The 25465-nt window shown below is 43.0% G+C and carries 25 protein-coding genes and 1 other RNA gene; 23 read left to right on the top strand and 3 right to left on the bottom strand.

Translation table 11 applies throughout. The annotated features are described in order from the left end of the window. Positions 1–86: 86 nt before the first annotated feature. The 3 genes from C7E02_RS18355 to C7E02_RS18345 are packed head-to-tail and all read left to right on the top strand — an operon-like array spanning position 87 to position 1962. A complete protein-coding gene (locus tag C7E02_RS18355) occupies positions 87–320 on the top strand; it encodes a hypothetical protein (protein WP_029730984.1) in 234 nt (77 codons plus the stop codon). A 20-nt stretch (positions 321–340) separates the two neighbouring features. Beyond that, positions 341–1501: a phosphopentomutase gene (locus C7E02_RS18350; RefSeq protein ID WP_005338144.1), complete on the top strand. Its 1161-nt coding sequence runs from the start codon at positions 341–343 to the stop codon at positions 1499–1501. Next, a complete protein-coding gene (locus C7E02_RS18345) occupies positions 1498–1962 on the top strand; it encodes an HAD family hydrolase (protein WP_330406881.1) in 465 nt (154 codons plus the stop codon). Before C7E02_RS18350 ends, C7E02_RS18345 begins: the two co-directional genes overlap by 4 nt. Before the next feature lie 225 nt (positions 1963–2187). Here C7E02_RS18345 and aroB read toward each other — a convergent pair whose 3' ends face one another. Together aroB and aroF are read right to left on the bottom strand one after the other, a co-directional pair. Further along, entirely contained in the window at positions 2188–3249 is a 1062-nt protein-coding gene (gene aroB / locus C7E02_RS18340; protein WP_105310396.1) for a 3-dehydroquinate synthase, read from the bottom strand. Positions 3250–3316: 67 nt separating this feature from the next. Then, positions 3317–4330 carry a 3-deoxy-7-phosphoheptulonate synthase gene (gene aroF / locus C7E02_RS18335; protein ID WP_005338141.1) on the bottom strand — a complete coding sequence of 338 codons (1014 nt, stop codon included), beginning with the start codon at positions 4328–4330 and terminating at the stop codon, positions 3317–3319. 294 nt (positions 4331–4624) lie between these two features. Between aroF and C7E02_RS18330 the strand changes: the two genes are divergently transcribed. From C7E02_RS18330 to tadA, 4 genes are read left to right on the top strand one after another with little or no spacing between them, the layout of a single operon-like run. After that, positions 4625–5902 (top strand): hypothetical protein, encoded by a 1278-nt coding sequence (locus C7E02_RS18330; protein ID WP_105310395.1) that lies wholly within the window; start codon positions 4625–4627, stop codon positions 5900–5902. Positions 5903–5937: 35 nt separating this feature from the next. Continuing rightward, on the top strand, positions 5938–7377 hold the full coding sequence (locus C7E02_RS18325) for a deoxyguanosinetriphosphate triphosphohydrolase (RefSeq protein WP_029730979.1): 1440 nt from the start codon (positions 5938–5940) through the stop codon (positions 7375–7377). A gap of 35 nt (positions 7378–7412) precedes the next feature. Then, positions 7413–8444, top strand: coding sequence for a hypothetical protein (locus tag C7E02_RS18320; protein WP_105310394.1), 1032 nt, complete (start codon positions 7413–7415; stop codon positions 8442–8444). 12 nt (positions 8445–8456) lie between these two features. After that, the gene (gene tadA, locus C7E02_RS18315) at positions 8457–8930 is read left to right on the top strand and encodes a tRNA adenosine(34) deaminase TadA (protein ID WP_005331869.1); all 474 of its coding nucleotides are present in this window, start codon (positions 8457–8459) and stop codon (positions 8928–8930) included. A gap of 49 nt (positions 8931–8979) precedes the next feature. On the opposite strand, the gene ffs is transcribed toward tadA, so the two are convergent. Then, positions 8980–9243, bottom strand: an RNA gene (gene ffs, locus C7E02_RS18310) — signal recognition particle sRNA large type. 160 nt (positions 9244–9403) lie between these two features. On the opposite strand from ffs, the gene C7E02_RS18305 reads away from it, so the two are divergent. The 16 genes from C7E02_RS18305 to C7E02_RS18230 all read left to right on the top strand — a co-directional run bounded on the left by C7E02_RS18305 (position 9404) and on the right by C7E02_RS18230 (position 25405). Then, a complete protein-coding gene (locus C7E02_RS18305; RefSeq protein ID WP_105310393.1) occupies positions 9404–11152 on the top strand; it encodes a B12-binding domain-containing radical SAM protein in 1749 nt (582 codons plus the stop codon). Between the two features lie 137 nt (positions 11153–11289). Next, positions 11290–12807: a VanW family protein gene (locus tag C7E02_RS18300; RefSeq protein ID WP_242979027.1), complete on the top strand. Its 1518-nt coding sequence runs from the start codon at positions 11290–11292 to the stop codon at positions 12805–12807. A gap of 112 nt (positions 12808–12919) precedes the next feature. Next, complete coding sequence (locus C7E02_RS18295) at positions 12920–13789, top strand: AIR synthase-related protein (RefSeq protein ID WP_105310391.1); 870 nt, start codon at positions 12920–12922, stop codon at positions 13787–13789. Between the two features lie 27 nt (positions 13790–13816). Continuing rightward, positions 13817–14308: an Lrp/AsnC family transcriptional regulator gene (locus C7E02_RS18290; RefSeq protein WP_005338050.1), complete on the top strand. Its 492-nt coding sequence runs from the start codon at positions 13817–13819 to the stop codon at positions 14306–14308. After that, positions 14308–15474: an aminotransferase class I/II-fold pyridoxal phosphate-dependent enzyme gene (locus C7E02_RS18285; RefSeq protein ID WP_105310390.1), complete on the top strand. Its 1167-nt coding sequence runs from the start codon at positions 14308–14310 to the stop codon at positions 15472–15474. Before C7E02_RS18290 ends, C7E02_RS18285 begins: the two co-directional genes overlap by 1 nt. Before the next feature lie 252 nt (positions 15475–15726). After that, on the top strand, positions 15727–16239 hold the full coding sequence (locus C7E02_RS18280; RefSeq protein ID WP_105310389.1) for a tRNA (cytidine(34)-2'-O)-methyltransferase: 513 nt from the start codon (positions 15727–15729) through the stop codon (positions 16237–16239). Between the two features lie 339 nt (positions 16240–16578). Beyond that, on the top strand, positions 16579–17139 hold the full coding sequence (locus tag C7E02_RS18275) for a hypothetical protein (protein WP_105310388.1): 561 nt from the start codon (positions 16579–16581) through the stop codon (positions 17137–17139). Between the two features lie 12 nt (positions 17140–17151). Next, on the top strand, positions 17152–17673 hold the full coding sequence (locus tag C7E02_RS18270; protein WP_005331888.1) for a hypothetical protein: 522 nt from the start codon (positions 17152–17154) through the stop codon (positions 17671–17673). 13 nt (positions 17674–17686) lie between these two features. Then, the gene (locus C7E02_RS18265) at positions 17687–19417 is read left to right on the top strand and encodes a V-type ATP synthase subunit A (protein ID WP_005338045.1); all 1731 of its coding nucleotides are present in this window, start codon (positions 17687–17689) and stop codon (positions 19415–19417) included. An 11-nt stretch (positions 19418–19428) separates the two neighbouring features. Further along, positions 19429–20724, top strand: coding sequence for a V-type ATP synthase subunit B (locus C7E02_RS18260; protein WP_005338043.1), 1296 nt, complete (start codon positions 19429–19431; stop codon positions 20722–20724). A 12-nt stretch (positions 20725–20736) separates the two neighbouring features. Then, on the top strand, positions 20737–21351 hold the full coding sequence (locus C7E02_RS18255) for a V-type ATP synthase subunit D (RefSeq protein ID WP_005331891.1): 615 nt from the start codon (positions 20737–20739) through the stop codon (positions 21349–21351). Further along, positions 21348–23198: a V-type ATP synthase subunit I gene (locus tag C7E02_RS18250; protein ID WP_105310387.1), complete on the top strand. Its 1851-nt coding sequence runs from the start codon at positions 21348–21350 to the stop codon at positions 23196–23198. Before C7E02_RS18255 ends, C7E02_RS18250 begins: the two co-directional genes overlap by 4 nt. A gap of 23 nt (positions 23199–23221) precedes the next feature. Beyond that, positions 23222–23656 carry an ATP synthase subunit K gene (locus C7E02_RS18245; protein ID WP_005331894.1) on the top strand — a complete coding sequence of 145 codons (435 nt, stop codon included), beginning with the start codon at positions 23222–23224 and terminating at the stop codon, positions 23654–23656. 105 nt (positions 23657–23761) lie between these two features. Then, entirely contained in the window at positions 23762–24145 is a 384-nt protein-coding gene (locus tag C7E02_RS18240; protein WP_005338039.1) for a hypothetical protein, read from the top strand. A 252-nt stretch (positions 24146–24397) separates the two neighbouring features. Next, positions 24398–24808 (top strand): C-GCAxxG-C-C family protein, encoded by a 411-nt coding sequence (locus C7E02_RS18235; RefSeq protein WP_105310386.1) that lies wholly within the window; start codon positions 24398–24400, stop codon positions 24806–24808. A 102-nt stretch (positions 24809–24910) separates the two neighbouring features. Then, positions 24911–25405 carry a shikimate kinase gene (locus C7E02_RS18230; protein WP_005338021.1) on the top strand — a complete coding sequence of 165 codons (495 nt, stop codon included), beginning with the start codon at positions 24911–24913 and terminating at the stop codon, positions 25403–25405. Positions 25406–25465: the final 60 nt, after the last annotated feature.

Here is a 25465-nt window from a genome sequence, read left to right as displayed (position 1 = left end):
GAGAAATAAAAAGGACATTTGTCCTAAATAAAAAGAAATATTGGTGCTAGAATATAGAGGTAGATGAGCTTTGCCAGAAAGTAGGAATGGTGTTCCAGAATCCGAATGATCAGATTTTCAAAAATACAGTTTTGGATGAAGTGATGTTTGGTCCGCTTCAGATTGGAATGAGCAAAAAGCAGGCGAAAGAAGTTGCATTAAAAGCACTGGATATGGTAGGCTTGAAGGGAGCGGAGAAGATCAATCCTTATGAGCTTGGATATAGGGATGCATTATTGAGTCCCGAAGAGTTTGTTGCTTATAAGAAAGCGAATGCATAATACGAAAGGCAGGGGTTATTATGAGAGCATTTTGGATCGTACTGGACAGTGCAGGAATAGGAAATGCGCCGGATGCAGAAGCATTTGGTGATGAGGGAAGCAATACATGGAAGACTTGTTATGATTCCGGAAAACTGCATATTCCGAATATGGAAAAATTAGGGATTTATAACATCGACGAGATGAATTATGGGGATAAGTCTTTAAGTCCAATTGGATGTTACGGAAGACTTCATGAAAAATCTATGGGAAAAGATACGACCATCGGGCATTGGGAGATGGCAGGTATGATATCTCCGAAACCATTTCCGGTATATCCGGACGGATTCCCGAAGGATGTGCTGGATGAATTCCGAAAGCAGACAGGACGGGAAGTGCTGTGTAATAAACCATATTCCGGAACAGAAGTTATCAAGGATTATGGGCGTGAGCATATGGAAACAGGTGCGTTGATCGTATATACATCCGCTGACAGTGTGTTCCAGATTGCAGCTCATGAAGATGTTGTGCCGGTAGAAACTCTGTATGAATATTGCAAAATAGCAAGAAAAATTTTGATGGGCGCTCATGCAGTAGCAAGAGTCATTGCAAGACCATTTGTAGGACAATATCCGAACTTCGAAAGAACAGACCGTAGACATGACTTTTCGCTTGTGCCGCCCAAACAGACGGTGCTGGATGATTTGAAAGATGCCGGAAAAGATGTCATCGGTGTTGGCAAGATATATGATATATTTGCCGGAAAAGGAATTACAGAGACAACTGCGAACCATGGAAATAAAAAGAACATGGAGAAAGTATTTGAGTTGCAAAAGAAAGATTTTAATGGACTGTGTTACATTAATCTGGTTGATTTTGATATGATATATGGCCATCGAAGAGATATTTTAGGATATACAACTGCATTAAATGAATTTGACAAGGATCTTGAAATATTTCTTGCTAATATGCGCGGCGATGATGTGTTATTTATCACAGCTGATCATGGCTGTGATCCGGGATATAAAGGAACTGATCATACGCGTGAGTCTGTACCGCTTCTTGGTTACAGTAAATGCTGGAAACAGGGCGTGAATATCGGAACAAGAGATACTTACGCTGATATAGCGGCCACCCTTGCACAGATATTTGAAATCGAGTATCATGGTGATGGTACGGGATTTCTTGAAATGCTAAAATAAAGATTGGAAATGAATTTAATGAGGCAATTGCATCTACAAAACCGAATCCGCGCGCAGACCAGGTGGTTAAACTGTTGAAAGAACATGGTGTGAAAGTGTACCTTGCGACCAATCCGATCTTCCCGCGTGTGGGAACTATGAACCGTATCCGCTGGGCAGGAATCGATGCAGAAGACTTTGAAGTTATTACGACCTATGAAACATATCATTACTGCAAGCCGAATCCGAAATATTTTCAGGAAGTTATGGAGGAGTTTGGACTTAATCCAAAAGAATGCCTCATGGTAGGAAATGATGTGCAGGAAGACCTGACGATCCGCTCCCTTGGCGTAAAGACATATTTATTAACAGATACACTGGAAAATAAAAAGAACATTCCATTAGAAGAAGCTGAGACAGAGTACAAAGGGACTATGGAAGAATTATATGAATGGTTTCAGTCATATTTTGTTCACAATTAGTTTTCATTTTAAACATAGTTTCATCACACTTTGTGTCTATACTATTAATTGTTCGAAAGAACAAAACAATTTTCTTTTTCATAACTTTTTCCTCAGGGCTGCAACCTCCCAAACATGCAGTCCTATTTTATTGTTTGAAATTAATTTCATGATATAAAAGCCCAACCGGGTAGACTTCAAGATGCCCGGTTGGGCTTTTATTTACATATTAAGAAATTTTACATATTACACCATTCTATCATGCTCTGTGAAAAATTCCGTTGTAGTCGGGTAGGTATAACTCTTACCAATTTCCTTGAGCAGCACGACATTTAATTTTCCACCCAGGTTTTTCTTGTCTAGGGCAATGGCTCCGATCAGGTCGTGGAGCATAAGGTCACACTTGTGTGGAAGTCCATAGATATCCAGGACTTTGCGTATATGTTCCGCCTCGCCGGATTTCGTCAGTCCCATTTCCTCTGCAATCTTTGTAATCTGATACATTCCGATGGCAACTGCCTCACCGTGGCTTTCACGTGTGTAGTGGTAATGCTGTTCGATTGTGTGTGCCAGAGTGTGACCAAAGTTCAGGAGCATGCGCTCGCCGGTGTCGAACTGATCGTGCTCAACAACGATTCGCTTGATATCTACACAGCGATAGATAACTTCGGTCAGATCTTTCTTCAAATCTTCAAATGAGATGTGTGCCTCCAGATTTTTGAATAAATCAGCATCCCAGATGCAGCCGTATTTGATGACCTCGCCCATACCGTCGTTGATGTAACGCTCTGGCAGTGTATTTAACACAAGTGGGTCGATGAGCACAAGAGCCGGCTGATAAAAAGCACCGACCAGGTTCTTGCCTTCCGGCAGATCTACGGCGACTTTTCCACCGACGGAAGAATCGACTTGTGCCAGAAGTGAGGTCGGAATCTGGATAAACTTGATCCCGCGAAGGAAGCTTGCGGCTGCAAATCCTGCCAGATCTCCGATGACACCGCCTCCGAGGGCAATGATCAGATCACTTCGTGAAAAACGGGCTTCCAAAAGTGCGGAATAGATTTTCGGAAGACTTTGAAAACTCTTGGTTGGCTCACCGTGTGGGAGAATAAGAGAATGAACCTCATATTTATCTTCCAGTGTTTTTACAATAGTATCTCCGTACAGAGGAAATACGTTGTCGTCTGAGATGATCATGATTTTTTTCCCGGAGTAAACTTTTTCGATATAGCTTCCGGTATCTTTCAAAATATTATTTTCAATATAAATGGAGTAGCTGTGTGCTCCGAGGTCTACATATAATTCCATGCTGATAATCCTCTTCTTTCTTTTACACCTGTGAAAACGTCAAGACCCGCGAACGGATCTTGAATAGTTAAAATGTTTTTCCGACTACTTTTGCGATCTCAGCAACCTGTTTCAGCAGTGCATCATATTTCGCAGGTTTCAGAGACTGGGAACCGTCGCACAGTGCCATCTCAGGATTGTTATGAACCTCGATCATCAGACCGTTTGCTCCTGCAGCAACAGCAGCCTTAGCCATTGGTTCAACCAGCCACCATTTTCCGCCGGCATGGCTTGGATCAATGATGATCGGAAGATGTGAAAGCTTCTGGATAACCGGGATACTCTGGAGATCCAGTGTATTTCTTGTATAGGATTCAAATGTACGGACACCGCGCTCACATAAAATGACATTTTCATTACCGGATGCCATAATGTATTCTGCAGACATCAGCCACTCTTCGTAGGTAGCGTTCAGACCACGTTTCAGAAGAATCGGGCGGTCTACCTGTCCTAACTGTTTCAACAGATCGAAGTTCTGCATATTTCTTGCACCAATCTGTATCAGGTCAACTTTTTCGTTGAATACATCCAGATATTCGGCGGACATCAATTCTGTAACGATTGGCAGTCCTGTTGCAGCTTTTGCTTCACAGAGGATATCCAGACCTTCAAGACCGAGTCCCTGGAATGAATATGGACTTGTACGAGGTTTGAAAGCACCACCGCGGAGCATGTTGGCTCCGGAAGCTTTCGCAGCTTTTGCAATCTCAAGAACCTGGTCTACAGACTCTACAGAACAAGGTCCGGCGATCAGCGCCAGATTATCTCCTCCAATCTTGACTCCGGACACATCGATGATGGAGTTGTCCGGGTGGAAAGCGCGGCTTGCTAATTTGTAAGGCTCCTGCACATGCATAACCTTTGTGACAGCAGGATCAACTTCGAAGAGTTTTGGGTCGATACGTGATGTGTCACCGATACAGCCGATGATCGTCATCTCTGCTCCTTCAATTACGTGAGTGTCCAGACCTCTTGCTTTGACCATATTTTCAACACGTTCAATATCTTCCTTTGGGGAAAGTGGTTTTAATACAATAATCATAATAGTAACTCCTTCTATACCTTTATATATGTAACTTCTATAATATTCGCACTGTAAAATTTTAGTTGTTTAAAGTGTGAAACTAATACATATAGTACCCCGTTAGAATAGCATTTGTCAATGGGTTTTATGAAAATATCTCTCATTATGTTCCAGTTTAATTAAGTTGACTTGATACAGGGCATTTGCTAAAATGAAAGAGGAAAAATAAGGGTTTATCTAGCAACAAAAAAGTTTACAAAGACAGAAAATTCTCAAGGGAGAGTAAGGGAAATTTAATAAGGAGGAAATGCGATGTTAGAGTTAACATTTGGGGAACAGGTCAAAATCGTTCTGAACCGTAAAGATATGACGATCAAGCAGCTAGCGGAGATGATTGAAGAACGAACAGGAAAGAAAATGTCCAGACAGAATCTGACGCAGAGACTGGCCAGAGATAATTTTCAGGAACAGGACATGCGTTTAATTGCATCTATATTAGAGTGCCCATTTCATCTGAGTATACTGGAAGAGAATGCGGATAGTGAATATACAACCCGTGAAAATATCAAAATCGATAAGCGATCTGAAAATAATATTATTATAGATGAAGAACCACAACAGCTGACACTGAATCTGGAGTATGATGAACCAGAGCAGGTACAGGAAGAACAGCCGGTAAAAGCAAGGGAATTTGGCATATCTGGAGCAGAACGTGATATTACAATTGGAGAACTGGTAGATATCCATAAAGATTTAGATCAGATGGAAGAAACATCAGAATATGCAGACCAGACAGAATATGAAGAACCGGCAGAATATGAAGAACCGGCAGAATATGAAGAAGAGCCGCAGTCTTCGGAAGTTCCTGAGTACAACAAGCAGGAGGATGTGAAGGATATTCTGGAAGAAATGGCTGCGATAGAGGCTGAAGAGAAGAAGGCAAGAGAAGACAGAGAAGAAAGAGAAAGAGAGCGAGAAAAGGAACAGGAAAAAGAGCAGGAGAAGCCACGTGGCTGGAGGGCTTATTTCCCGCGCCGTAAGAAAAAGCAAGCAGAGGCGGTTCATGAGGACAAGCAGGAAGCTGCCACAGAACAGTTGGAGACAGAATCTGCGATGAATCAGGCGCAGCCGGAAGACAAGACAGAAGAGGCTGTATCAGAAGAACCGTATCAGGAGTCAGAAGAATATCAGGAGCCGAAAGAATATCAAGAAGCTGAAGAGCATCAGGAGCTGGAAGAATATCAGGAAGCTGAAGAGTATCAGGAGTCAGAACCGTATCAGGAAGAGGAGCAGGCATACGAAGAATATGTTGAGGAAAATCAACAGGATATGGAAGAAGAGTTTGCTGATACCGCACAGGATTGGGAAGCTCCGGAAGAAGAAAATGTGGGTGATATCAACCCATATACGGGCATGGAATATGAATCCAACAGTGTGAGAATGCATCCAAAGAGAATCGGTTATGTCCAGGTCTATGACAGAAGTGATCATCAGTGGACCGACATGACAGAGTGGGCATTCCTTGGATATCAGGAGCGCAAGAAAGCGCTTCTCGGCAAGGATTACGAGCCTCCGATTTATCTGGATTAAGTAATAGTAGATCATTTGTGAGGAGAAATAAGAAGATGAGATGGGAAGAACTTCTGTCGGCAAAGAGATGTCGTGGTGGACAGACGAGAGGGAGAAATGCTAAAAGTTCAGACTTGCGGAGTGAATTTGAAAAAGATTACCATCGAATTATTGGCAGTGCTTCATTTCGAAGACTTCAAGATAAGACACAGGTATTTCCACTGGATAAAAGTGATTTTATCCGGACAAGACTAACTCATTCTCTGGAGGTTTCTTCTTTTGCAAAATCTCTTGGACAGAACATCGGAGAAAACATTTTAGTTTACAAAAAAGATTCTGAGTTTACACCACAGATGAAAGAAGATATATGTAATATTTTGCAATGCGCAGGGCTGATTCACGATATCGGGAATCCGCCCTTTGGGCATTTTGGAGAAGATGTGATCCGGGAGTGGTTCGAACGGAAGCTGCCACTTATGACATATCATGGAAAGCCGATGGAACAAGTGATGAGCCGGCAGATGGTAGAGGATCTGTATCATTTTGAAGGAAATGCACAGGCGTTCCGGCTTGTGACGAAACTGCATTTTCTGGTGGATGAGCGAGGTATGAACCTGACGTATGCGCTTCTGAGCACCATTGTAAAATATCCGGTGCCGTCCACAGGAATCGACTTGGATTCCGGGGATATTAAGACACGCAAGATGGGATATTATCTGGCAGATGAGAAAATGTTCCGTGAGATCGAGAGGGAGACTGGAACGAATGGCTGTCGGCATCCGTTGACGTTTATATTAGAGGCGGCAGATGACATTGCATATAAGACTGCGGATATCGAGGATGCATTTGTAAAAGGGTACTTAAGTTATCATACATTGTTGGAGGAACTTAAGGAACTGCAAAGGATGTATCATCAGGAAACGAATATATTTCGCCCGGCGGATAAGCTGGAAGAGTTATATTTTCGGGGGAAAGAGATGCATGTGGCAAATCCAGAGGATTATGCAGTAAAGAACTGGATCATCCGTGTGCAGGGATTTGTGATCAACTGCGCAACTTATGGGTTTACATCGAATTATGATGCAATTATGAAGGGTGAATATAAGTATGATCTGTTTTACGGTACTTACTGTGAGAGGCTGATGCAGCTTCTTGGTGACCTGGCATACAGAGAAGTCTTTACATCGGAACCTATTTATCGAATGGAAGTGACAGAATCTGTCATGCTGAGTGACCTTTTGGATAAGTTTATGACAGCAATCATCAAATATGATGACCCGTCGCAGAAATTAAATTCCATGGATCTTAGGATTGTGTCATTTATTTCTGATAACTATAAGCGGGCATATCATTGTCAGGCAGAGGGCAAGACGGAGGCGGAAAAACTGTATTTGAGGATTCTGCTTGTGACAGATTATATATGTGGAATGACGGACAGCTATGCAATGCGTCTTTATCAGGAAATGCGAGGAATGTTTTTGAGTGGAACAGAATAGACTGTGGTAAATGATACAAGTCAGGACGGATAGGATTGAAGAGGTTTATTCGATATCTGTATGAATATGAAGGGAATCAGAAAAAAAGAAATGTCGGGTTTGTAAAAGTCGAACAAGATGGGAAAGAAACAATGATTTCTGTACATGGGAAAGGGCTGTGTGGAAAAAGCAATGAAAACATTTCCTGTTATCTTATAAAATTGGATTCTGAGATGGGAAATATACTTTTCGTTCCGGCAGGAGAGATACAGATTGGAATGATTTCCTGCGGGGGATGTTTTTGCTATACAGAAGAACTGATAAGAGCTGGCTATGGAAAGACAGAGCAGAGTGCCGGTCAGACGTGTGAGAAAAAAGACGACATTTGTGGGCTTGGTCTTGGTGATCCTAAGGAAGCATTTTATGTAGCGCTTTGGAATGAGGAAATGTATGGAGACCTTGATATTGCGAAGGCGAAGGTCTTTCAAGAATTCGATAGTGATAAAACCGCCGGGGAATCTAAGAGTACTAAGAGTATAGACGAAAAAGAGGCAGAGGTAGAAACGCGGTTCGGGGACGATGAAGAGACAGAAAATCTGGAAGAAGAACAGCCAGAGAAAAAAGATCAGGAAACAGTAGAAGAATCCTCGGAGAAAAAGGAACAGGAAACAGTAGAAGAGCTCCCGGAGAAAAAAGAACAGGAAACAGTAGAAGAATCCTCGGAGAAAAAAGATCTGAAAAAAGACGATAGAGACATAGATTTGCAAAATTTCCGGCGGCAGATCATGAAAATCCAGCGTGGAGAAATCAGTATCCTGCCACGATGCGAGTGGAAACTTGCCAATAATAATTTTCTGCTTCATGGATATTATAATTACCGGCATCTTGTTCTGATCGACGAAGGTAATCAATTAAAGCTGGGAGTTCCTGGCATTTATCATGAACGGGAAGCAAGAGCGGCGGCAACATTTGGATTTCCGGAATTTATTGCAGAAGCAGATGTGAATGTGACGCTTGAACCACAGGAAAGAAATGAAAATCAGCAATTCGGCTACTGGTGCCGGCAGGTGCGAAGACCGCCGAGATAGTAAGGAGTAAAAATGACTGCAGATGAAAAATATATGCGGGAGGCAATCAAACAGGCGAAAAAGGCATATGCTATCGGAGAAGTTCCGATTGGTTGTGTAATCGTGTATCAGGACAAAATTATTGCTCGCGGATATAATCGAAGAACAATCGATAAAAATACACTGGCTCATGCGGAGCTTCAGGCAATTCGTAAAGCAAGTAAGAAAATGGAAGACTGGCGGCTGGAAGAATGTACGATGTATGTGACTCTGGAGCCGTGCCAGATGTGCTCCGGCGCAATTGTTCAATCTCGAATGACAAGAGTTGTAGTTGGCTGCATGAACCCAAAGGCAGGATGCGCAGGATCTATATTAAATCTGTTGCAGATGCCGCAGTTCAATCATCAGGTAGAGCTTACAACAGGGGTTCTGGAAGAAGAATGCAGTCAGATGATGAAAACATTTTTTAAAGAACTGAGGGAAAAACGTAAAAAAAATAAGCAATAATCCAAAGTTACGGATTATTGCTTTTATTTGTGCACGAATAATATTTTTTTCGTGCGTTGTGCGTCGAACATGATCCAACGAACGTTACCCTGGCAGTAAACTCAACCCAGGCACCCTTACGGCACCCGAAAGATTCCACTTAGTGCTGCTTCGTTCCCGACCTGACACGGTTCATGGATTTTCGTCGCGTAAGACCCAGATATCAACGCCACATACCAGGGGCGGCTTCACCAGACCAATGCCCTCGGCACAACATCACCCCTGCTATAGCGGATTGCAGGTTCAAGGTACCGCTACCACCCCGGCTGCACAAGTCCATATTATAACGGAAGATGGTGGAAAAGTCAATTGGGGACGGGGTTTTTTCAGTTTTACCCCGGTTCTTTTTCAAAAAAACCCCGTCCCCAATTGAACTTTAACCTGTCCCTTTTTGATTTCAGGTGGTATAATCGTTCGAAAAGGAGCATATATTTATGAAGATTTTACTTGTTGCGATCAATGCGAAATATATACATTCGAACCTTGCCGTGTATTGTCTGAGGGCATATGCCGAAAAGAATATGCCGCAGGATGTGAATGTTCAGATAGAACTGGCGGAATATACGATTAATCAGAATAGAGATGAGGTTTTAAAAGATATTTATAGGAGACAGGCAGAGATGATCTGTTTTTCATGTTATATCTGGAATCTGGATTATGTGGAGTCGATGATTCGGGACGTGAAAAAAGTTATGAAAGATGTAATCATCTGGGCAGGGGGACCGGAGGTGTCCTATGACTCCCGGGAGACTTTGGGGAGGCTGCCGGAACTGACTGGTGTGATGAAAGGGGAAGGAGAGAAGACGTTTGCAAAATTATGTAAAGTGTATGGGAAGCGTTCCGAAACATCAGAATTATCGCTGGAGCAAATAGACGGGATTACATTCCGATGTCCGGATGGGACAATCTGTGAGCGGCCGTGGCGTGTGCCAATGGATCTGAGTGAGGTTCCATTTGTCTATCACGATATGAAAAAGTTCGAGAACAAGATTATTTATTATGAGACGAGCCGGGGGTGTCCATTTTCATGCAGCTATTGTTTGTCTTCGATTGATAAGCGGCTTCGATTCCGGAGCCTGGATCTGGTGTTTAATGAACTGCAGTTTTTCCTGGATCATAAGGTTCCGCAGGTGAAGTTCGTAGATCGTACATTTAACTGTAAACATGACCATGCTATGGCAATCTGGGAATATATTCAAGAGCATGACAATGGAATCACGAATTTTCACTTTGAAGTTGCGGCGGATCTGCTGAATGATGAGGAAATCAGACTGATCCGGCAGATGCGTCCGGGACTGATCCAGCTGGAAATCGGGGTGCAGTCTACGAATACGGATACGATTCGGGAGATTCGAAGAACAATGAGGCTTGAGGAAGTCCGTGAGCATGTGGCAAGGATAAAAGAAAAGGGAAATATCCATCAACATCTGGATCTGATCGCAGGACTTCCGTATGAAGACATAAAAAGCTTTCGAAAGTCATTTGATGATGTCTACAGCATGCGCCCGGACCAGTTACAGCTTGGTTTTCTGAAAGTGTTAAAAGGTTCGTATATGCAGGAGATGCAGCAGGAATATGAGCTGCGATATAAAGATGAGCCGCCGTATGAAGTACTTTCTACAAAATGGCTTCCATATTCAGATGTAATTGAGCTGAAAGGGATTGAAGAAATGGTGGAAATCTACTATAATAGTGGACAATTCACCCATGTAGTGGAAGCGTTGGTGAAAAATTATGCATCTGCATATCAGATGTACCAAGATTTGTGGCAGTATTATGAAGAGCATGATTACATGGGGATTCAGCACCGAAGAAGCGCCCGGTATGAGATCGTGCTGGATTTTGTGAAAGAAAAATATCCAGAGCAGGCAGACGTAATGCGGGAACTTCTGACTTATGATTATTATCTCAGGGAAAATGCGAAGAGCCGTCCGGAATTTGCAGGCGAAGATGCAACAGACAAGCGGTTTGTCAGAGCATTTTATGAAGAAGAGGAAAAAGAACGAAAGCATTTGCCGGGATATGAACAGTTTGATAGAAATCAGATGCGCAAGATGACGCACCTGGAATATTTCCCGCATATGGGGAAAATGTTACTTTTTGATTACAAGTTTCGAAATCCATTGAATCAGGAAGCGAGAACGTGTATGATAAAGAAAGATTCGTTGGAAAGAAGAGGATAGAGAATGAATTTCAATGATAAAAAGACAAGGAGAATCATTTCAATCGTAGTACTTGTTGTGATTGTCGCGATGGTGGCAACGATGATTATCCCTTATATGATGGCCTAGAATAAACCGGAAAGGATGCAGAAAATAAGATGGCGCGAAGAAGACGCAGGAGAATGACCAGGAAACAGGCGAGAATGAGAAGACGCAGAATCAGGATTGCAGGATTTTGTCTTGCAGGCTGTATTCTGATATTTGGAATTGTCTGTGGCGCGTTTCATCACTATGTATCACAGTTTCCGGAGGATAAGATTGCAGAGAATATCTATGTCGGAACCGTAGATCTGTCCGGGCTTTCAAAAAAAGAGGCACTAGAGAAACTGACCGGTCAGAAGAAAGCAGATCAGAAGCAGACGGTATCGTTGACTGTGGAAGGTCAGAAGGCAGAAGCGACACTTGAGGAATGTGGATTTGATTACGCAGACGTGAAGGCGAATGTGAAGGCTGCCATGGACTATGGAAAAAGCGGCGGACTTTTTGGACGATATAAGAGTCTTCGTAAACTATCTAAAGAAAAAGTTGTCCTGAGCCCGGAATATACATTGGATCAGAAAGCGATGGAGAATATTCTGGAAGAACGTGCAGTTCCATTTGCAAAGCACGCACAGAATGCGACCATTACGAAAAGTGGAAGCGGACTTCAGATTAACAAAGAGGAAATTGGCGAGACCGTAGATAAGAGTGGAACTATAAAAGCAATTAAGAAGCATTTAAATGACTCCTGGGATCATGGATCATTCGCCATGGAGGCAAAGGTAAAAGAAGAACAGCCAAGTGTGACAGAGGCGGATCTGTCCACGATACAGGATGAACTTGGCTCATTTTCTACAGATGCCGGAGGCGGAGAACGCTGGAAGAATCTGAAAAATGGTGTGGAGAAACTGAATGGTACAGTCGTGATGCCGGGAGAACAGATTTCGGTTCACGATGTAACAGCACCATATGATGAAGAACATGGATATGTGCAGGCAGGTTCTTATGAGAATGGTCAGGTCGTAGATACATATGGCGGTGGCATCTGTCAGGTTTCCACGACACTCTACAATGCAGTGCTATTCTCTGAATTGAAAGTCGTAAAACGGTATCCACATTCGATGCTGGTGTCCTATGTACCGCCGTCAAGAGATGCGGCAATTGCCGGTGACACGAAAGATTTTGTGTTTGAAAATAACTATGATACTCCGATTTACATTTTCGGAGAGATTGATGACGATAATCAGCTTTGTTTTGCAATTTACGGAAAAGAGACAAGAGATAAGACAAGAAAGATTGAATTTGAGTCGGAAGAGGTATCGACAGAAGAGCCTGGAGTCAAGTATAAAGCAGATGCTGAACTGGCGCTTGGAGAGATGGAAGTGACCGGAAGTGCACATACGGGGAAAGAAGTAAAACTTTGGAAGATTGTCTATGAGAATGGTAAGCAGGTGAGCAAAGATGTCATTAACGAAAGTACTTACAGCAAAGCGGACAAAACCATTTCTGTAGGAATCAAGACAAAGAACAGCAGTGCGGCAGCGGTTGTGAAAGAAGCAGTCTCAACACAGGATAAAGCAAAGATACAGGCGGCGATTAGCGAGGCGAGCTCTATGGAATCTTCGTCTGAGCAGTAAGAATGCCGGGAGGAATTTTCTGCCGGGTAAAAAGAACAGATTTGTTTTTTGAAAATCAGGAAACCAATGAGAAAATAAATGAAATAAAAGACAGGAGGTGAACGGACAAGATATGAAGTTTGAGACAGAACATGGCTGTGTGGTCAGTGAGATGGCAACAGCTTACGGAAATTCAAAACAGATAGGAAGATATGCAATTGCGGCGGCAATGAATGAAGTGCTGACGCGGGCGGAACGGGTGGATCAGATGGAAATCAGAGTCTGTGCACCGCTGGAAGAAAAGAAAACGCATCTTTATGATGTGAAAGCTGAAGCCGCGCGCTGTGCAAGAGAACACGGTCAGACGTTTTGGGAGCCGGAGATTATCCGCGCAGCCTGGGCAGCAGGTACATTTGTACAGGTGAACGCTTTGGCGGCTGATGTAAAGCAGCAGGCGTGGAACAAGGAGACGATGCGAGCCGGTCAGGACATTGTCCTTACAAAATGGATTGGCCTGGAGGGAACTCTTCGTATCCTGGATGAAAAAAGAAGAGAACTTGGAAAGCGTTTTTCCGGAACTTTTTTGCATCAGGTAGAGGAATTCCGAGAGACCATCTTCGCAGAACGTGAAATCAGGGTTGCAAAAGCCGGAGGCGTATCTGTCATGCGCCAGGTTGGAGAAGGCGGTATCTTTGCCTCACTTTACAGACTGGCTAAGGAAGCTGATACCGGACTTGTAGTGGATCTCAGGGCAATGCCTGTGAGACAGGAAACAATCGAGATTTGTGAATATTACAAGCTCAATCCGTATCAGCTTGCTTCCACGGGAAACATATTAATGATATGTGATGACGGGGAAGCACTGGCAGATGCGCTTCGAAAAGAGGAGACAGAGGCGGCTGTGATCGGACGCCTTACGGATAATAATGACAAAATAATACAGAATGGGGAGGACATCCGCTATATCGACCGTCCTGCTCCGGACGAATTGATGAAGATATAGCAGAATCCTCCAAAGTGGAGGTTTAAGATGAACGAAATTCGTAGTGAGATATTAAAACATCTGGAAAAGAACAGCAAAGCTGATCTTGGGGAACTTGCAATTTTACTTGGGACAGACGAAATTTCTGTTGCAAATGAAATCGCAGACATGGAGAAAGAAGGGATTATCTGTGGTTACCATACACTGATCGACTGGGACAAAGCCGGAAGAGGTTTTGTGAATGCATTGATCGAAGTTCGCGTGACCCCGCAGAGAGAGCGTGGATTTGACCATATGGCTGACCGTATTGTGAACTATCCGGAAGTAACTGCAGTTTACCTGATTTCCGGATCTTATGATTACCTTGTCAGCATTGACGGAAAGACACTGATGGAAGTATCAAGATTCGTATCAGAGAAGTTATCGACTCTGGAAGGTGTAGTAGGAACAACGACACATTTCATCTTAAAGAAATATAAGGATCATGGAACGATCCTGAAACATGAGAAAAAAGAAGAAAGGATACCGGTGATGCCATAATGAGAGATCCATTATCTAAGAAAATAACCGGCATTGCACCGTCAGGTATCCGTAAATTTTTTGATATTGTAAGCGAGATGCCAGATGCAATTTCCCTTGGAGTGGGGGAGCCGGATTTTGACACTCCTTGGAGAGTACGGGAGGAAGGAATCTATACTCTGGAAAAAGGACGTACATTTTATACGTCAAATGCAGGACTTAAGGAACTGCGTCAGGAAATCAGCAATTACCTGGACAGAAAGATCCATGTGCGTTATGACTATGTGCATGAGGTTGTGGTAACGGTTGGCGGAAGTGAGGGAATTGACCTTACCATGCGTGCTATGCTAAATCCGGGAGATGAAGTGCTTGTGCCTGAGCCGTCTTATGTATCCTACGCACCGTGTGTCACACTGGCAGATGGTGTGCCGGTGCCGATTCCGATGAAAGAGGAGAATGAATTCAAACTAACGGCAGAAGAACTGGAAGCTGCAATCACACCGAAGACAAAAATTCTGGTGCTTCCGTTCCCGAATAACCCGACCGGTGCGATCATGACAAAAGAAGACCTGGAACCGATTGCCAAACTTGTAGAGAAATATGATCTCTATGTATTGTCTGATGAGATTTATTCAGAACTGACTTATAAGACAGAACATGTTTCCATTGCATCCCTTCCTGGTATGCGGGAGAGGACGCTGGTCGTAAATGGATTCTCAAAAGGTCTTGCCATGACGGGATGGAGACTGGGGTACATATGCGGACCGCAGATCATCATGGAGCAGATGGTGAAGATCCATCAGTACGCAATCCTGTGTGCACCGACAAACAGTCAGTATGCAGCAATCGAGGGATTGAAGAACTGTGACGATGAGATCCAGAAGATGCGCACGGCATATAATGAGAGAAGACGTTATCTTATGCATGCGTTTAAAGAAATGGGGCTTCGCTGCTTTGAGCCATTTGGAGCATTTTATGTGTTCCCGAACATTCAGGAGTTTAGGATGACGTCTGAAGAATTTGCGACGGAACTGCTCCGTGAGGAGAAGGTCGCAGTTGTTCCGGGAAGTGCATTTGGTGCAAGTGGAGAAGGATATATCCGAATTTCCTACGCATATTCACTGGACGATTTGAAAGAAGCGCTCGGACGGGTAAATCATTTTATTGAAAGGCTGAGAAAAAAATAGAGGCTTTGGTATTGTTAAAAAATGCTAATAAAGCCTGGAAATAAAGGAAAAATGAAAGAAAAGAGATGTATTTGTGAAGAGAGCAAATATGTCTCTTTTTGCAAATTGTTTGTTCATAATAGGCAAAAAATAACAATTAGGATAGAAAGAAAAACACATTTTTACTAGAAAAACCATTGACTTATTGTACAAAATTAAGTACAATTTTGTACAAATAGTTTTTTTGAATAAATGCAGAAAGGTGATAGATAAATGCTAAATATCGTACTGCACGAACCGGAGATACCAGCGAATACTGGGAATATCGGACGCACATGTGTGGCAACTAATACCAGATTACATCTGATCGAACCATTAGGATTTCGTCTGGATGAGAAAAGCCTGAAACGGGCCGGTATGGATTACTGGGGAAGTCTGGATGTGACTACATACATTGATTATGCGGATTTTCTGGAACGCAATCCAGGAGCAAAGATCTACATGGCGACGACCAAGGCACCGAAGGTGTACACGGAAGTGAGTTATGAACCGGATTGCTATATTATGTTCGGAAAAGAGAGTGCGGGGATACCGGAGGAGATTTTGGTACAACATCAGGAAGACTGTGTAAGAATTCCGATGGTGGGTGATATCAGATCTTTAAACTTAAGCAATTCCGTGTCGATTGTTCTTTATGAAGCTCTGCGGCAAAATGGCTTTGCAGGGATGAATCTGGAAGGACATCTGCACAGATTACACTGGGGAGACTCAGGGAAACTATTATAATAGCCTTCATGAAAATATCAAAACACTCTGTAAATATATGAAAAAATGATAAATTTATAGATTTTTCAGGTTTGGTATATTATAATTTCAATTAGAAGGTTTATTCTATCTAAAGGGAGAGGTGGTGAGCAAACGGCAGAAGCAGCCATTGAGAAGAAGGGGGAACGGAAAACCTCTGGAGTTCTTAATGTGAAGCTTGGGGAAGCTTTATACTGCTGAGTCCCAGACACGGACAATGGGATGAAAGCCTGAAAGAAGAATTAAAAGTCCGAAAAATGCCATAACAGCAGATGCTGTGGCATAACAGAACCAAGAAAATAAAGAAAAGGAAGTGAACTTATGGAATTACAGATTCAAGACTTAGTTTCGTCAATCCGCAAAGACGGAATTGAGGCGGCTAATGCAGAAGCAGAAGCAATTATTTCAGAAGCTAAGAAAAAAGCAGAAACAATTGTAGCAGATGCGAAGGCTGAGGCTAAGAGTATTCAGGAAGCTTCAGAAAAAGAGATCGGTATTCTTAAAGAAAGCGCTGCAATCAGTGCAGAGCAGGCAAAAAGAGATGCTATGCTTGCATTCAAAACTGAGGTACAGGCTGAATTTGAAAAGATTCTTTCAGCAAAGATTGAGAACAATCTCTCAGACGCAGCTCTTGGAAAGCTGATCCACGCTGTAGTATCAGATGAAGATGTGAAGAATTATGCAGTTGAAGTTTCAGAAGTGAACGATTCACTCAAAGCAGAACTTGCAGAAGAGATCAAGAATGGACTTGAGATCAGACCTACAAAGGGTGTTCGAGCAGGATTCCGTTTGGCTGCAAAAGACGGTTCAGGCTATTTCGACTGTTCTGATGATGAGATCATGCAGATGCTGATGCCATACTTCAGAGATCTCGATTTCTAACAGGAGGTGCCTATGGCTTCATATTATTACTTGATATCAAGCCTGCCGGACCTGAGAACAGACGGGGAGATGCCATTTTCCTATGAGGAATTTCTTGGCATGTGCCAGTCAAATGTAAGTGAATCAAAGTATGAGTGCTTAAAGAACCTGACACTTTCGTCAGAAGAGGGACCAATCATGAAAGAGTGGGCTGCCTCTTATAAGAATCTTATGAGCGAACTCAACTATCAGAGAAGTGTAAATCTGGGAAGACCATATCTGGCATCCTATGATAAGGATTCTGTGACTGCACAGGTAGCAGGAGCAGCGCTGGCTGCAAAGAATCCGCTGGAAGCAGAGAAGATCTTGTTGGATTATGAATTTGATAATCTTGATTCATTGGTAGGCTTGCATACTTTCGATGACGTATATTTATTCGGGTATGCGATTAAATTAAAATTGCTTGAACGCCAGAGCTGTTTTGTTCAGTCAAAAGGACAGAAGGAATTCAAACGTCTTTTTGATCAGGTGCAGCAACGCGTATATAGCTTATAACAGGAGAGAATTGATGGAAACAGTAACAGGATATGTAACTGGTATTAACGGAAACCTGGCAAACGTCAGCTTTGATGGTGCAGTTCATAAGAACGAAGTTGCTTATATTCTTGTTGATGGAAAACGTCTTAAAGGAGAGGTTATCCGAATCAACAATGGTGTTGCCAGCATGCAGATCTACGAGATGTCAAATGGTATCAAAGTCGGAGATCAGGTAGAGTTTACTGGTGAGCTGATGAGCGTAGAACTTGGACCAGGTCTGTTAACCCAGGTATTTGATGGACTTCAGAACCCGTTGCCGGATCTTGCAGAGCAGTGTGGATTCTTCCTTGAGAGAGGTGTGTATCTTGATCCTATTCCAGATAGAGAGTGGGAGTTCACACCATCTGTAGCAGTTGGAGATTCCGTAGAAGCAGGAGATTCAATCGGTAGTGTTCCTGAAGGATTATTTAAACATGAAATTATGGTTCCGTTCACACTGAAAGGTAGTGACTGGACAGTTAAATCTATTAAAGAAAAAGGCTCTTATAATGTAAGAGCAACAATTTGCGTGATCGCAAACAGCAAAGGTGAGGAGAAAGAACTCAGCATGGTAATCTCACAGCCGATCAAACAGGCTGTAAAATGCTATGATGAGAGACTTCGTCCGGACGAGCCGCTGGTAACACAGCTTCGTTGTGTAGACGCATTCCTCCCGGTAGCAAAAGGTGGAACATTCTGCGTTCCTGGACCTTTCGGAGCTGGTAAGACAGTTCTTCAGCATATGGAAGCAAAGAATGGTGAGGCAGATATCGTTATCGTGGCAGCTTGTGGAGAGCGTGCCGGTGAGGTTGTAGAGATTCTGAAAGAGTTCCCTGAACTGGAAGATCCTAAGACAGGAAGATCTCTTATGGAAAGAACAATCATCATCTGTAATACATCTTCCATGCCGGTAGCGGCCAGAGAGGCTTCCTGCTACACAGCCGTAACACTTGCAGAGTACTACAGACAGATGGGACTTGACGTTCTTCTTCTTGCAGATTCTACAAGCCGTTGGGCACAGGCGATGCGTGAGATGTCAGGACGTCTGGAAGAGATTCCGGGTGAAGAGGCATTCCCGGCTTACCTTGAGTCTACAATCGCTTCTTTCTATGAGAGAGCTGGTAAAGTAAGACTTAAGAATGGTAAAGTCGGATCTGTTACAATCGGTGGTACAGTATCACCAGCCGGTGGTAACTTTGAGGAACCTGTAACACAGGCAACACTGAAGGTAGTTGGAGCATTCCACGGACTTTCAAGAGAGCGTTCAGATGCTCGTAAATACCCTGCGATCCATCCGATGGATTCATGGTCTAAATATACCGGTGTTGTAGATATGGGACGTATCGAAGAGGCTCGTGCAATCCTTACAAGAGGAAACGAGATCAATCAGATGATGAAGGTAGTTGGTGAGGAAGGAACATCCGCAGAAGACTACATTATTTATCAGAAAGGCGAACTTCTTGATGCTGTATATCTTCAGCAGAACTCATTCGATCCGATTGACGCAGCATGCCCACCGGAGAGACAGAGACAGGAATTCGATAAACTTTATGAAGCATTAATGGCGTCCTATGATTTGGAAGACAAGAATGAAATTCGAAGCTTCTTCAACCAGTTGAGACAGGAATTCCTTGACTGGCATGGTACTGTCTTTGAGACACCAGAGTACCATGAGCAGGCGAAGAAGATTGAGGAATTCTACAAGTCAAAAGCAGTTGAGTAGGAGGTTCTAAAGTGCAGAAAGTATATACAAAAATTGAATCAATCGTCGGTAACGTTGTTACTGTAAAAGCAGAAGGCGTTCGTCTTGGCGACCTTGCTTTAGTAGGTGACAGTTACGCGACAGTTATTAAACTTGACAGAGACATTGTATCTCTTCAGGTATTTGCAGGTGCACAGGGTGTTGGAACCAGCGATTCTGTTCGTTTCCTTGACAGACCTATGATGGTTTCCTTCTCAGAGCATCTGCTCGGACGTGTATTCGACGGAGCAGGAGTTCCAAGAGATCACGGTCCGGCACTTACAGAGAACATGATTCCGATCGGTGGACCTTCATTTAACCCTGCAAAACGTATTCTTCCTAAGAATATGATCCGTACAGGTATTCCGATGATCGACGTGTTCAATACACTGGTAGAGAGCCAGAAACTCCCGATTTTCTCTATTTCAGGTGAGCCTTACAATGCGTTACTTTCACGTATCGCTCTTCAGGCAGAAGTAGATGTTATCGTACTTGGCGGTATGGGTCTGAAATATGACGATTACCTTACATTCCGCGATACACTTGAAAAAGGTGGAGCAATGAGCCACACAGTTATGTTTATTCATACAGCAGCTGACCCGATCGTTGAGTGTACACTGGTTCCAGATATGTCTCTTGCTGTTGCAGAGCAGTTCGCTCTTGCCGGAAAGAAAGTACTTGTACTTCTTACTGACATGACAAACTACGCAGATGCACAGAAAGAGATGGCTATCACGATGGAGCAGGTACCATCAAACCGTGGTTATCCGGGAGACCTTTACAGCTGTCTTGCATCTCGTTATGAGAAGGCGGTTGATATCGAGGGTGCAGGTTCTATCACGATCCTTGGTGTTACAACAATGCCAGGTGACGATGTAACTCATCCGGTACCTGATAATACAGGTTATATCACAGAAGGTCAGTATTATTTGAAAAATGGACATATTGAGCCATTCGGTTCTCTTTCACGTCTGAAACAGAACGTAAATGGTAAGACAAGAGATGACCACCGTGCACTGATGGATGGTATGATTCGTCTGTACTCACAGTACAAGGAAGCTCTTGAGAAGAAATCCATGGGATTCCTTATGAGTGAATGGGACGAGAAACTCCTGAAATACGGTGAATTGTTCGAAACAAAATTAATGGACCTTAGTGTTAATATCCCACTTGAAAATGCACTTGATCTTGGTTGGGAAATTCTTGCAGAGTGCTTCGAGCCAAATGAGACTGGTTTGAAGACAAGTCTTCTGAAAGAAAGATGGCCAAAGAAAGAGGCATTAAACTAAAAGGAGTAGTTGATGGCTATCAAACTTACAAAAAATGAGCAGAAGGTGCAGAAAGACCACCTGAAACAGTATCAGCGCTATCTTCCTACTCTGCAGCTTAAAAAACAGCAGCTGCAATCGGTAATTATGAAGACGAAAGCTGAACTGGAGCAGAAGGAAGTCGAACGTGCTCAGATGATTGGAGACTTGGATGACTGGGTTGCAGTTTTCGCGGAGAATGAAATCTTCGATGAAGAGAAAAAACTCGATCACTTGGTACAGCCAGAGACAGTTATCTGTAAGAATGAGAACATCGCAGGTGTAACGGTTCCGACATTTCAGGAGCTGACATTTAAAGACATTGTTTACGATGTTGACGACTATCCTTTGTGGGTTGATACTGCAATTGTAAAACTTCGCGAGATTGCTCGTCTGGATGCACTGGTATCTACACTTCGAAAACAGGAAACACTTCTTGAGAATGAGCTTCGTGCTACATCTCAGAGAGTAAATCTGTTCGAGAAGGTTAAGATTCCGGAGGCAAAGGAGAATATCCGTGTGATCGGTGTATTCCTTGGAGATCAGCAGACAGCGGCAGTTGTTCGCGGAAAGATTTCAAAGAAAAAACTTGTGGAGGCGGCAAAATGATTGAAAAGATGAAAATGGTCTATGTCGTGTCATCCGTCTCCAAGAAAGATGAGATGCTCGATGGACTTCGGGATCTCGGACTTCTGCATCTGGCAGAGAAGAAAAGTCCGGCACGTGCAGCGTCAGAAAGATTTACAACACTTTCTAAGACTGCAGGAGTATTATTAGACTATGCGCCGGATAAAAAATCCAAGGGGAAAGAAGAAGCTCCGATCCTTTCAGACGAACAGTTTGAAGAGATGTATCAGGGCGTGCTTGCAGCACTAGACAAAAAGTCAGCGCTGTCCCAGGAAATGAGTGCAGCAGGTGCAGAGATAGAACGAGTAAAAGCATGGGGCGATTTCGCACCGGCTGAATTAAAAGAATTAAAAGAAGCAGGGTATGATCTTCATTTTTACCGTCTGGCAAAAAATGAATTTGAGATGGCTGAGCAGGATCCGGAAGTTAAGATGATCCGTCTTGCTACTATCGATAAGATGGATACCGTTGCTGTAATCGGAGCTTTACCGGCAACAATTCCGGCAGCAGAGTTCGCAATTCCGGAAAAAGGAATCAGTGAACTTACAAAAGAGATTGAGGAGTGCCAGCGTCAGAACGCAGAGTGCGATGAAATCCTTAAAAAAGCTGCTGTATATGATGCCAGTTTTCAGGCTCAGATGCTCAAAGCTCAGAACGAGGAGAATTATTCTTCCGCAAGTGAGACCGCAGAAAGTGATGAGGATTTCGTATGGATCTCAGGATATCTTCCAGAGGAAGACCTTTCAAAATTCAAAGAAGCGGCTTCAGCAAATAAATGGGCTTGGGCGCAGGAAGATGTAGCAGAGGACGACGATCAGGTACCTACGAAAGTTAAATACGGAAAAGTCTCCGGACTGATCCAGCCGGTATTTGACATCTTAGGAATCCTTCCGGGATACAGAGAGTCTGATATCTCACTTTGGTTCTTCCTGTTCTTCACACTGTTCTTTGCAATGATCATCGGTGATGCCGGATATGGTATGCTGATTCTGATCGGAACAATAGTATTTGCAGTGAAGACAAAAGGCGAAAAGAAATATAGCAACATAGTTTACTTATTATTTGTACTTTCAATTGCAACCGTTATATGGGGAGCAATTACCGGTACCTGGTTCGGAATGGAGTCAGCAATGAATGTTCCGTTCCTGAAAGCACTGGTAATTCCAAGCTTTGCAAACTATCCGGATTACTTCGGAGTTACAGCTCTTGCACAGCAGAACATGATCATGAAGTTCTCATTCTCTGTAGGAGCAATCCAGATGGCACTTGGTAGTCTGATCTCTATTAAGAAAAAGATTGCTGAGAAGAACCTGAGCTGGGTAGCAGACCTTGGCTGGCTCGTAGCAATTGTAGCAATGTATTTATTATCGCTTTATCTGGTAATCGGAGAGAGCATTAACATTACACCGGTATTTGCAATGATTGGTGTAGCATTTATACTTGTTGTTCTCTTTGGTGCAATGTCACCGGATCGTACATTTGCACAGGGACTGAAAGCTGGTCTTGCAGATGCGTTTACCGTATTCCTGAATACGATCAGCTGCTTTGGTAACGTAATGAGTTATATCCGTCTGTTCGCAGTAGGTATGGCAGGACTTGCCATTTCTCAGAGCTTTAACGGAATCGCAGCAGGATTCCACGGACCGCTTATTATTCTCGCTGTTGTAGTTGTACTTATCGGACACGGACTGAATATTATCATGTGTTTCCTGTCAGTCGTAGTACACGGTGTCAGACTGAACGTTCTGGAGTTCTCAGGACAGGCAGGACTGGAGTGGACAGGAATTGCATACGAACCATTTAAAGTAAACGATAAAATTATTAAATAGTATTTAATTAAAGGAGAAAAATTATGAATTTAGCATTTGTTGGAATGGCAGCTGCACTTGGTTTATCTGCTTCAGGATCAGCATTCGGTGCAGGATTTGCAGGACAGGCAGCAGTAGGAGCATGGAAAAAGTGTTATGCAAGTGGAAAACCGGCACCGTTCATCATGATCGCGTTCGCTGGAGCACCTCTTACACAGACAATCTACGGATTCCTTCTTATGAACTTTATCAAATCAGCAGTAGAAGGCGGAGCAGACGCAGGACTGGCACTTGGTGTTGGTATCTTCTGTGGACTCGCAATCGGACTTTCAGCATTATTCCAGGGTAAATGTGCCGCTGGAGCATCTGATGCATTAGGAGCAACCGGAAAAGGTACAGCTAACTACTTCATCGTAGTAGGTATCGTAGAGACAGTAGCCCTCTTTACATTGGTATTCGGCTTACTGCTCTTAGGCTAATTAAAAACAGAATACAGAAAAATTTGAGCGGGACAGCAATTGCTGTTCCGCTTTTTTCCTTTCTGCATATGATAAAGCAGATGAATTTTGTGGGAGTGTATGAACATGGATGAAAAACTTCCTTACTATATGGCGTATCCAATGCCGCTATTATATGATGATGAGCGTCAGAACCAGAGGGATTATGAATATATGAAGAGTGTATATCCAGGAACGGCAAAGCGGCTGATACCATATATCGAAGAGGAATGTGACCGTCTGGAGTATACGGGGAGCGTTATGTATGACGAATATCCGGACCGGCTGCAGTTGTTGCTGCTTTGCAGAAGAATTTATAATCGCGCGAAAGAAGATGAAACAAAGAAAGATGAAGCAAAAGAAGGCGAGGAAACAGGCGAGTGGCTGCAGAATCTGATCCAGGTCATGACCTATCAGGAACTGTGTCAGAGGAGACGGGAAAACAGAAGTATGAGACGGAAATATTATTGATTTAGCTGTTTGAAATCGGGTATTATTAGAATTCTCAATAAAGAAGAAAAAGATAAGGGATAGGAAAAAGAAAAGATTCGTGATAAAATATACAGTATCTTTTATAGCTTGAAAATTAAAAGTGAAGGAACACGGAATGCATAAGTGACATATCTTGTTGGAAAAGCGGATAGATGCAATTAAGTCATGCATATCATATGTCGTGAGATAGGCTGATATACTATAAATTATGGAAAAGATAAGGAGATAGGAATGGAAACAAGAGTAGACAAAGTTGCAGAGAAACATAAGAGTGGATACAACTGTGCACAGGCAGTAGCATGTGCATATTGTGATCTGGTTGGAATTGATGAAGAAACGATGTTTCGTATGACAGAAGGGCTTGGCCTTGGAATGGGCGGCATGGAAGGAACATGTGGAGCTGTCACAGCAGCCTGTGTAATTGCCGGGGCCAGGAATAGTACTGTGGAAATGGGTGGTCCGGGAAGTAAAGGGGCAACTTATAAAATATCCAAAGAAATTGTGCGCAGATTCAAAGAGGAGAGCGGCAGCGTAATCTGTAAGGAATTAAAGGGAGTCGAGACAGGAACGCCGGCAAAAGCCTGTCCGGATTGTGTGAAAGATGCAGCCCGCATATTGGAAGAGGTCGTATTTGGCGAGTAGAAAAGTCACCTGTCCATTAGAGGCTGCATATAATAAAAGGAAAAGATGAAAACACATTTATTATAAAAGGAAGAAAAGCAAAAATAGAAGGATAAAAACATCATGGATAACATCATTTTAATAGGTATGCCAGCAGTTGGAAAAAGCACCGTGGGTGTTATTGTTGCAAAGCGCCTGGGTTATAATTTTGTAGATACAGATCTGGTCATCCAAGAAAAGGAAGGAAAGCTTCTTAGAGAGATCATAGCGGAGGTTGGACCGGACGGTTTCCTGGAAGTTGAGGATAGGATCAATGCTGAAATCGAGGCGGAAAAAACAGTGATTGCACCGGGCGGAAGCGTTGTATATTGTGAAAATGCAATGAAACATTACAAAGAAATCGGAAAAGTCGTATATTTGCAGGTATCATTTGAAACAATAAATAAGAGACTTAGAAATGCAAAGAGCCGTGGAGTCGTACTGCGTGACGGACAGACATTGAAGGATTTATACGAAGAACGTGTAAAATTGTTTGAAAAATATGCAGATGTGACAGTGTGCGAAGATGGATTGGAACTGGAAGAAACGATTGAGAAAGTGTTGGCGAGTCTGAACTAATCCATGCGACGGAAGTTCAAATGTTACAAAAACATTACGTAAATGTAAAAAATATTTTAC

This window comes from Dorea sp. Marseille-P4042, assembly GCF_900290215.1.
GTDB lineage: Bacteria > Bacillota > Clostridia > Lachnospirales > Lachnospiraceae > Dorea > Dorea formicigenerans.
This window is presented reverse-complemented; position numbering and strand designations above follow the sequence as displayed.

What these genes read in the sequence shown, in the direction of transcription:
- C7E02_RS18325 (WP_029730979.1), top strand. Translation starts at nt 5,938, where the DNA reads ATGAGATGGGAAGAACTTCTGTCGGCAAAGAGATGTCGTGGTGGACAG.
- C7E02_RS18250 (WP_105310387.1), top strand. Translation starts at nt 21,348, where the DNA reads ATGATTGAAAAGATGAAAATGGTCTATGTCGTGTCATCCGTCTCCAAG.
- C7E02_RS18280 (WP_105310389.1), top strand. Translation starts at nt 15,727, where the DNA reads ATGCTAAATATCGTACTGCACGAACCGGAGATACCAGCGAATACTGGG.
- C7E02_RS18270 (WP_005331888.1), top strand. Translation starts at nt 17,152, where the DNA reads ATGGCTTCATATTATTACTTGATATCAAGCCTGCCGGACCTGAGAACA.
- C7E02_RS18245 (WP_005331894.1), top strand. Translation starts at nt 23,222, where the DNA reads ATGAATTTAGCATTTGTTGGAATGGCAGCTGCACTTGGTTTATCTGCT.
- C7E02_RS18290 (WP_005338050.1), top strand. Translation starts at nt 13,817, where the DNA reads ATGAACGAAATTCGTAGTGAGATATTAAAACATCTGGAAAAGAACAGC.
- C7E02_RS18350 (WP_005338144.1), top strand. Translation starts at nt 341, where the DNA reads ATGAGAGCATTTTGGATCGTACTGGACAGTGCAGGAATAGGAAATGCG.
- C7E02_RS18355 (WP_029730984.1), top strand. Translation starts at nt 87, where the DNA reads ATGGTGTTCCAGAATCCGAATGATCAGATTTTCAAAAATACAGTTTTG.
- C7E02_RS18330 (WP_105310395.1), top strand. Translation starts at nt 4,625, where the DNA reads ATGTTAGAGTTAACATTTGGGGAACAGGTCAAAATCGTTCTGAACCGT.
- C7E02_RS18265 (WP_005338045.1), top strand. Translation starts at nt 17,687, where the DNA reads ATGGAAACAGTAACAGGATATGTAACTGGTATTAACGGAAACCTGGCA.
- C7E02_RS18305 (WP_105310393.1), top strand. Translation starts at nt 9,404, where the DNA reads ATGAAGATTTTACTTGTTGCGATCAATGCGAAATATATACATTCGAAC.
- C7E02_RS18300 (WP_242979027.1), top strand. Translation starts at nt 11,290, where the DNA reads ATGGCGCGAAGAAGACGCAGGAGAATGACCAGGAAACAGGCGAGAATG.
- C7E02_RS18230 (WP_005338021.1), top strand. Translation starts at nt 24,911, where the DNA reads ATGGATAACATCATTTTAATAGGTATGCCAGCAGTTGGAAAAAGCACC.
- tadA (WP_005331869.1), top strand. Translation starts at nt 8,457, where the DNA reads ATGACTGCAGATGAAAAATATATGCGGGAGGCAATCAAACAGGCGAAA.
- C7E02_RS18240 (WP_005338039.1), top strand. Translation starts at nt 23,762, where the DNA reads ATGGATGAAAAACTTCCTTACTATATGGCGTATCCAATGCCGCTATTA.
- C7E02_RS18275 (WP_105310388.1), top strand. Translation starts at nt 16,579, where the DNA reads ATGGAATTACAGATTCAAGACTTAGTTTCGTCAATCCGCAAAGACGGA.
- C7E02_RS18285 (WP_105310390.1), top strand. Translation starts at nt 14,308, where the DNA reads ATGAGAGATCCATTATCTAAGAAAATAACCGGCATTGCACCGTCAGGT.
- C7E02_RS18235 (WP_105310386.1), top strand. Translation starts at nt 24,398, where the DNA reads ATGGAAACAAGAGTAGACAAAGTTGCAGAGAAACATAAGAGTGGATAC.
- C7E02_RS18295 (WP_105310391.1), top strand. Translation starts at nt 12,920, where the DNA reads ATGAAGTTTGAGACAGAACATGGCTGTGTGGTCAGTGAGATGGCAACA.
- aroB (WP_105310396.1), bottom strand. Translation starts at nt 3,249, where the DNA reads ATGGAATTATATGTAGACCTCGGAGCACACAGCTACTCCATTTATATT.
- aroF (WP_005338141.1), bottom strand. Translation starts at nt 4,330, where the DNA reads ATGATTATTGTATTAAAACCACTTTCCCCAAAGGAAGATATTGAACGT.
- C7E02_RS18255 (WP_005331891.1), top strand. Translation starts at nt 20,737, where the DNA reads ATGGCTATCAAACTTACAAAAAATGAGCAGAAGGTGCAGAAAGACCAC.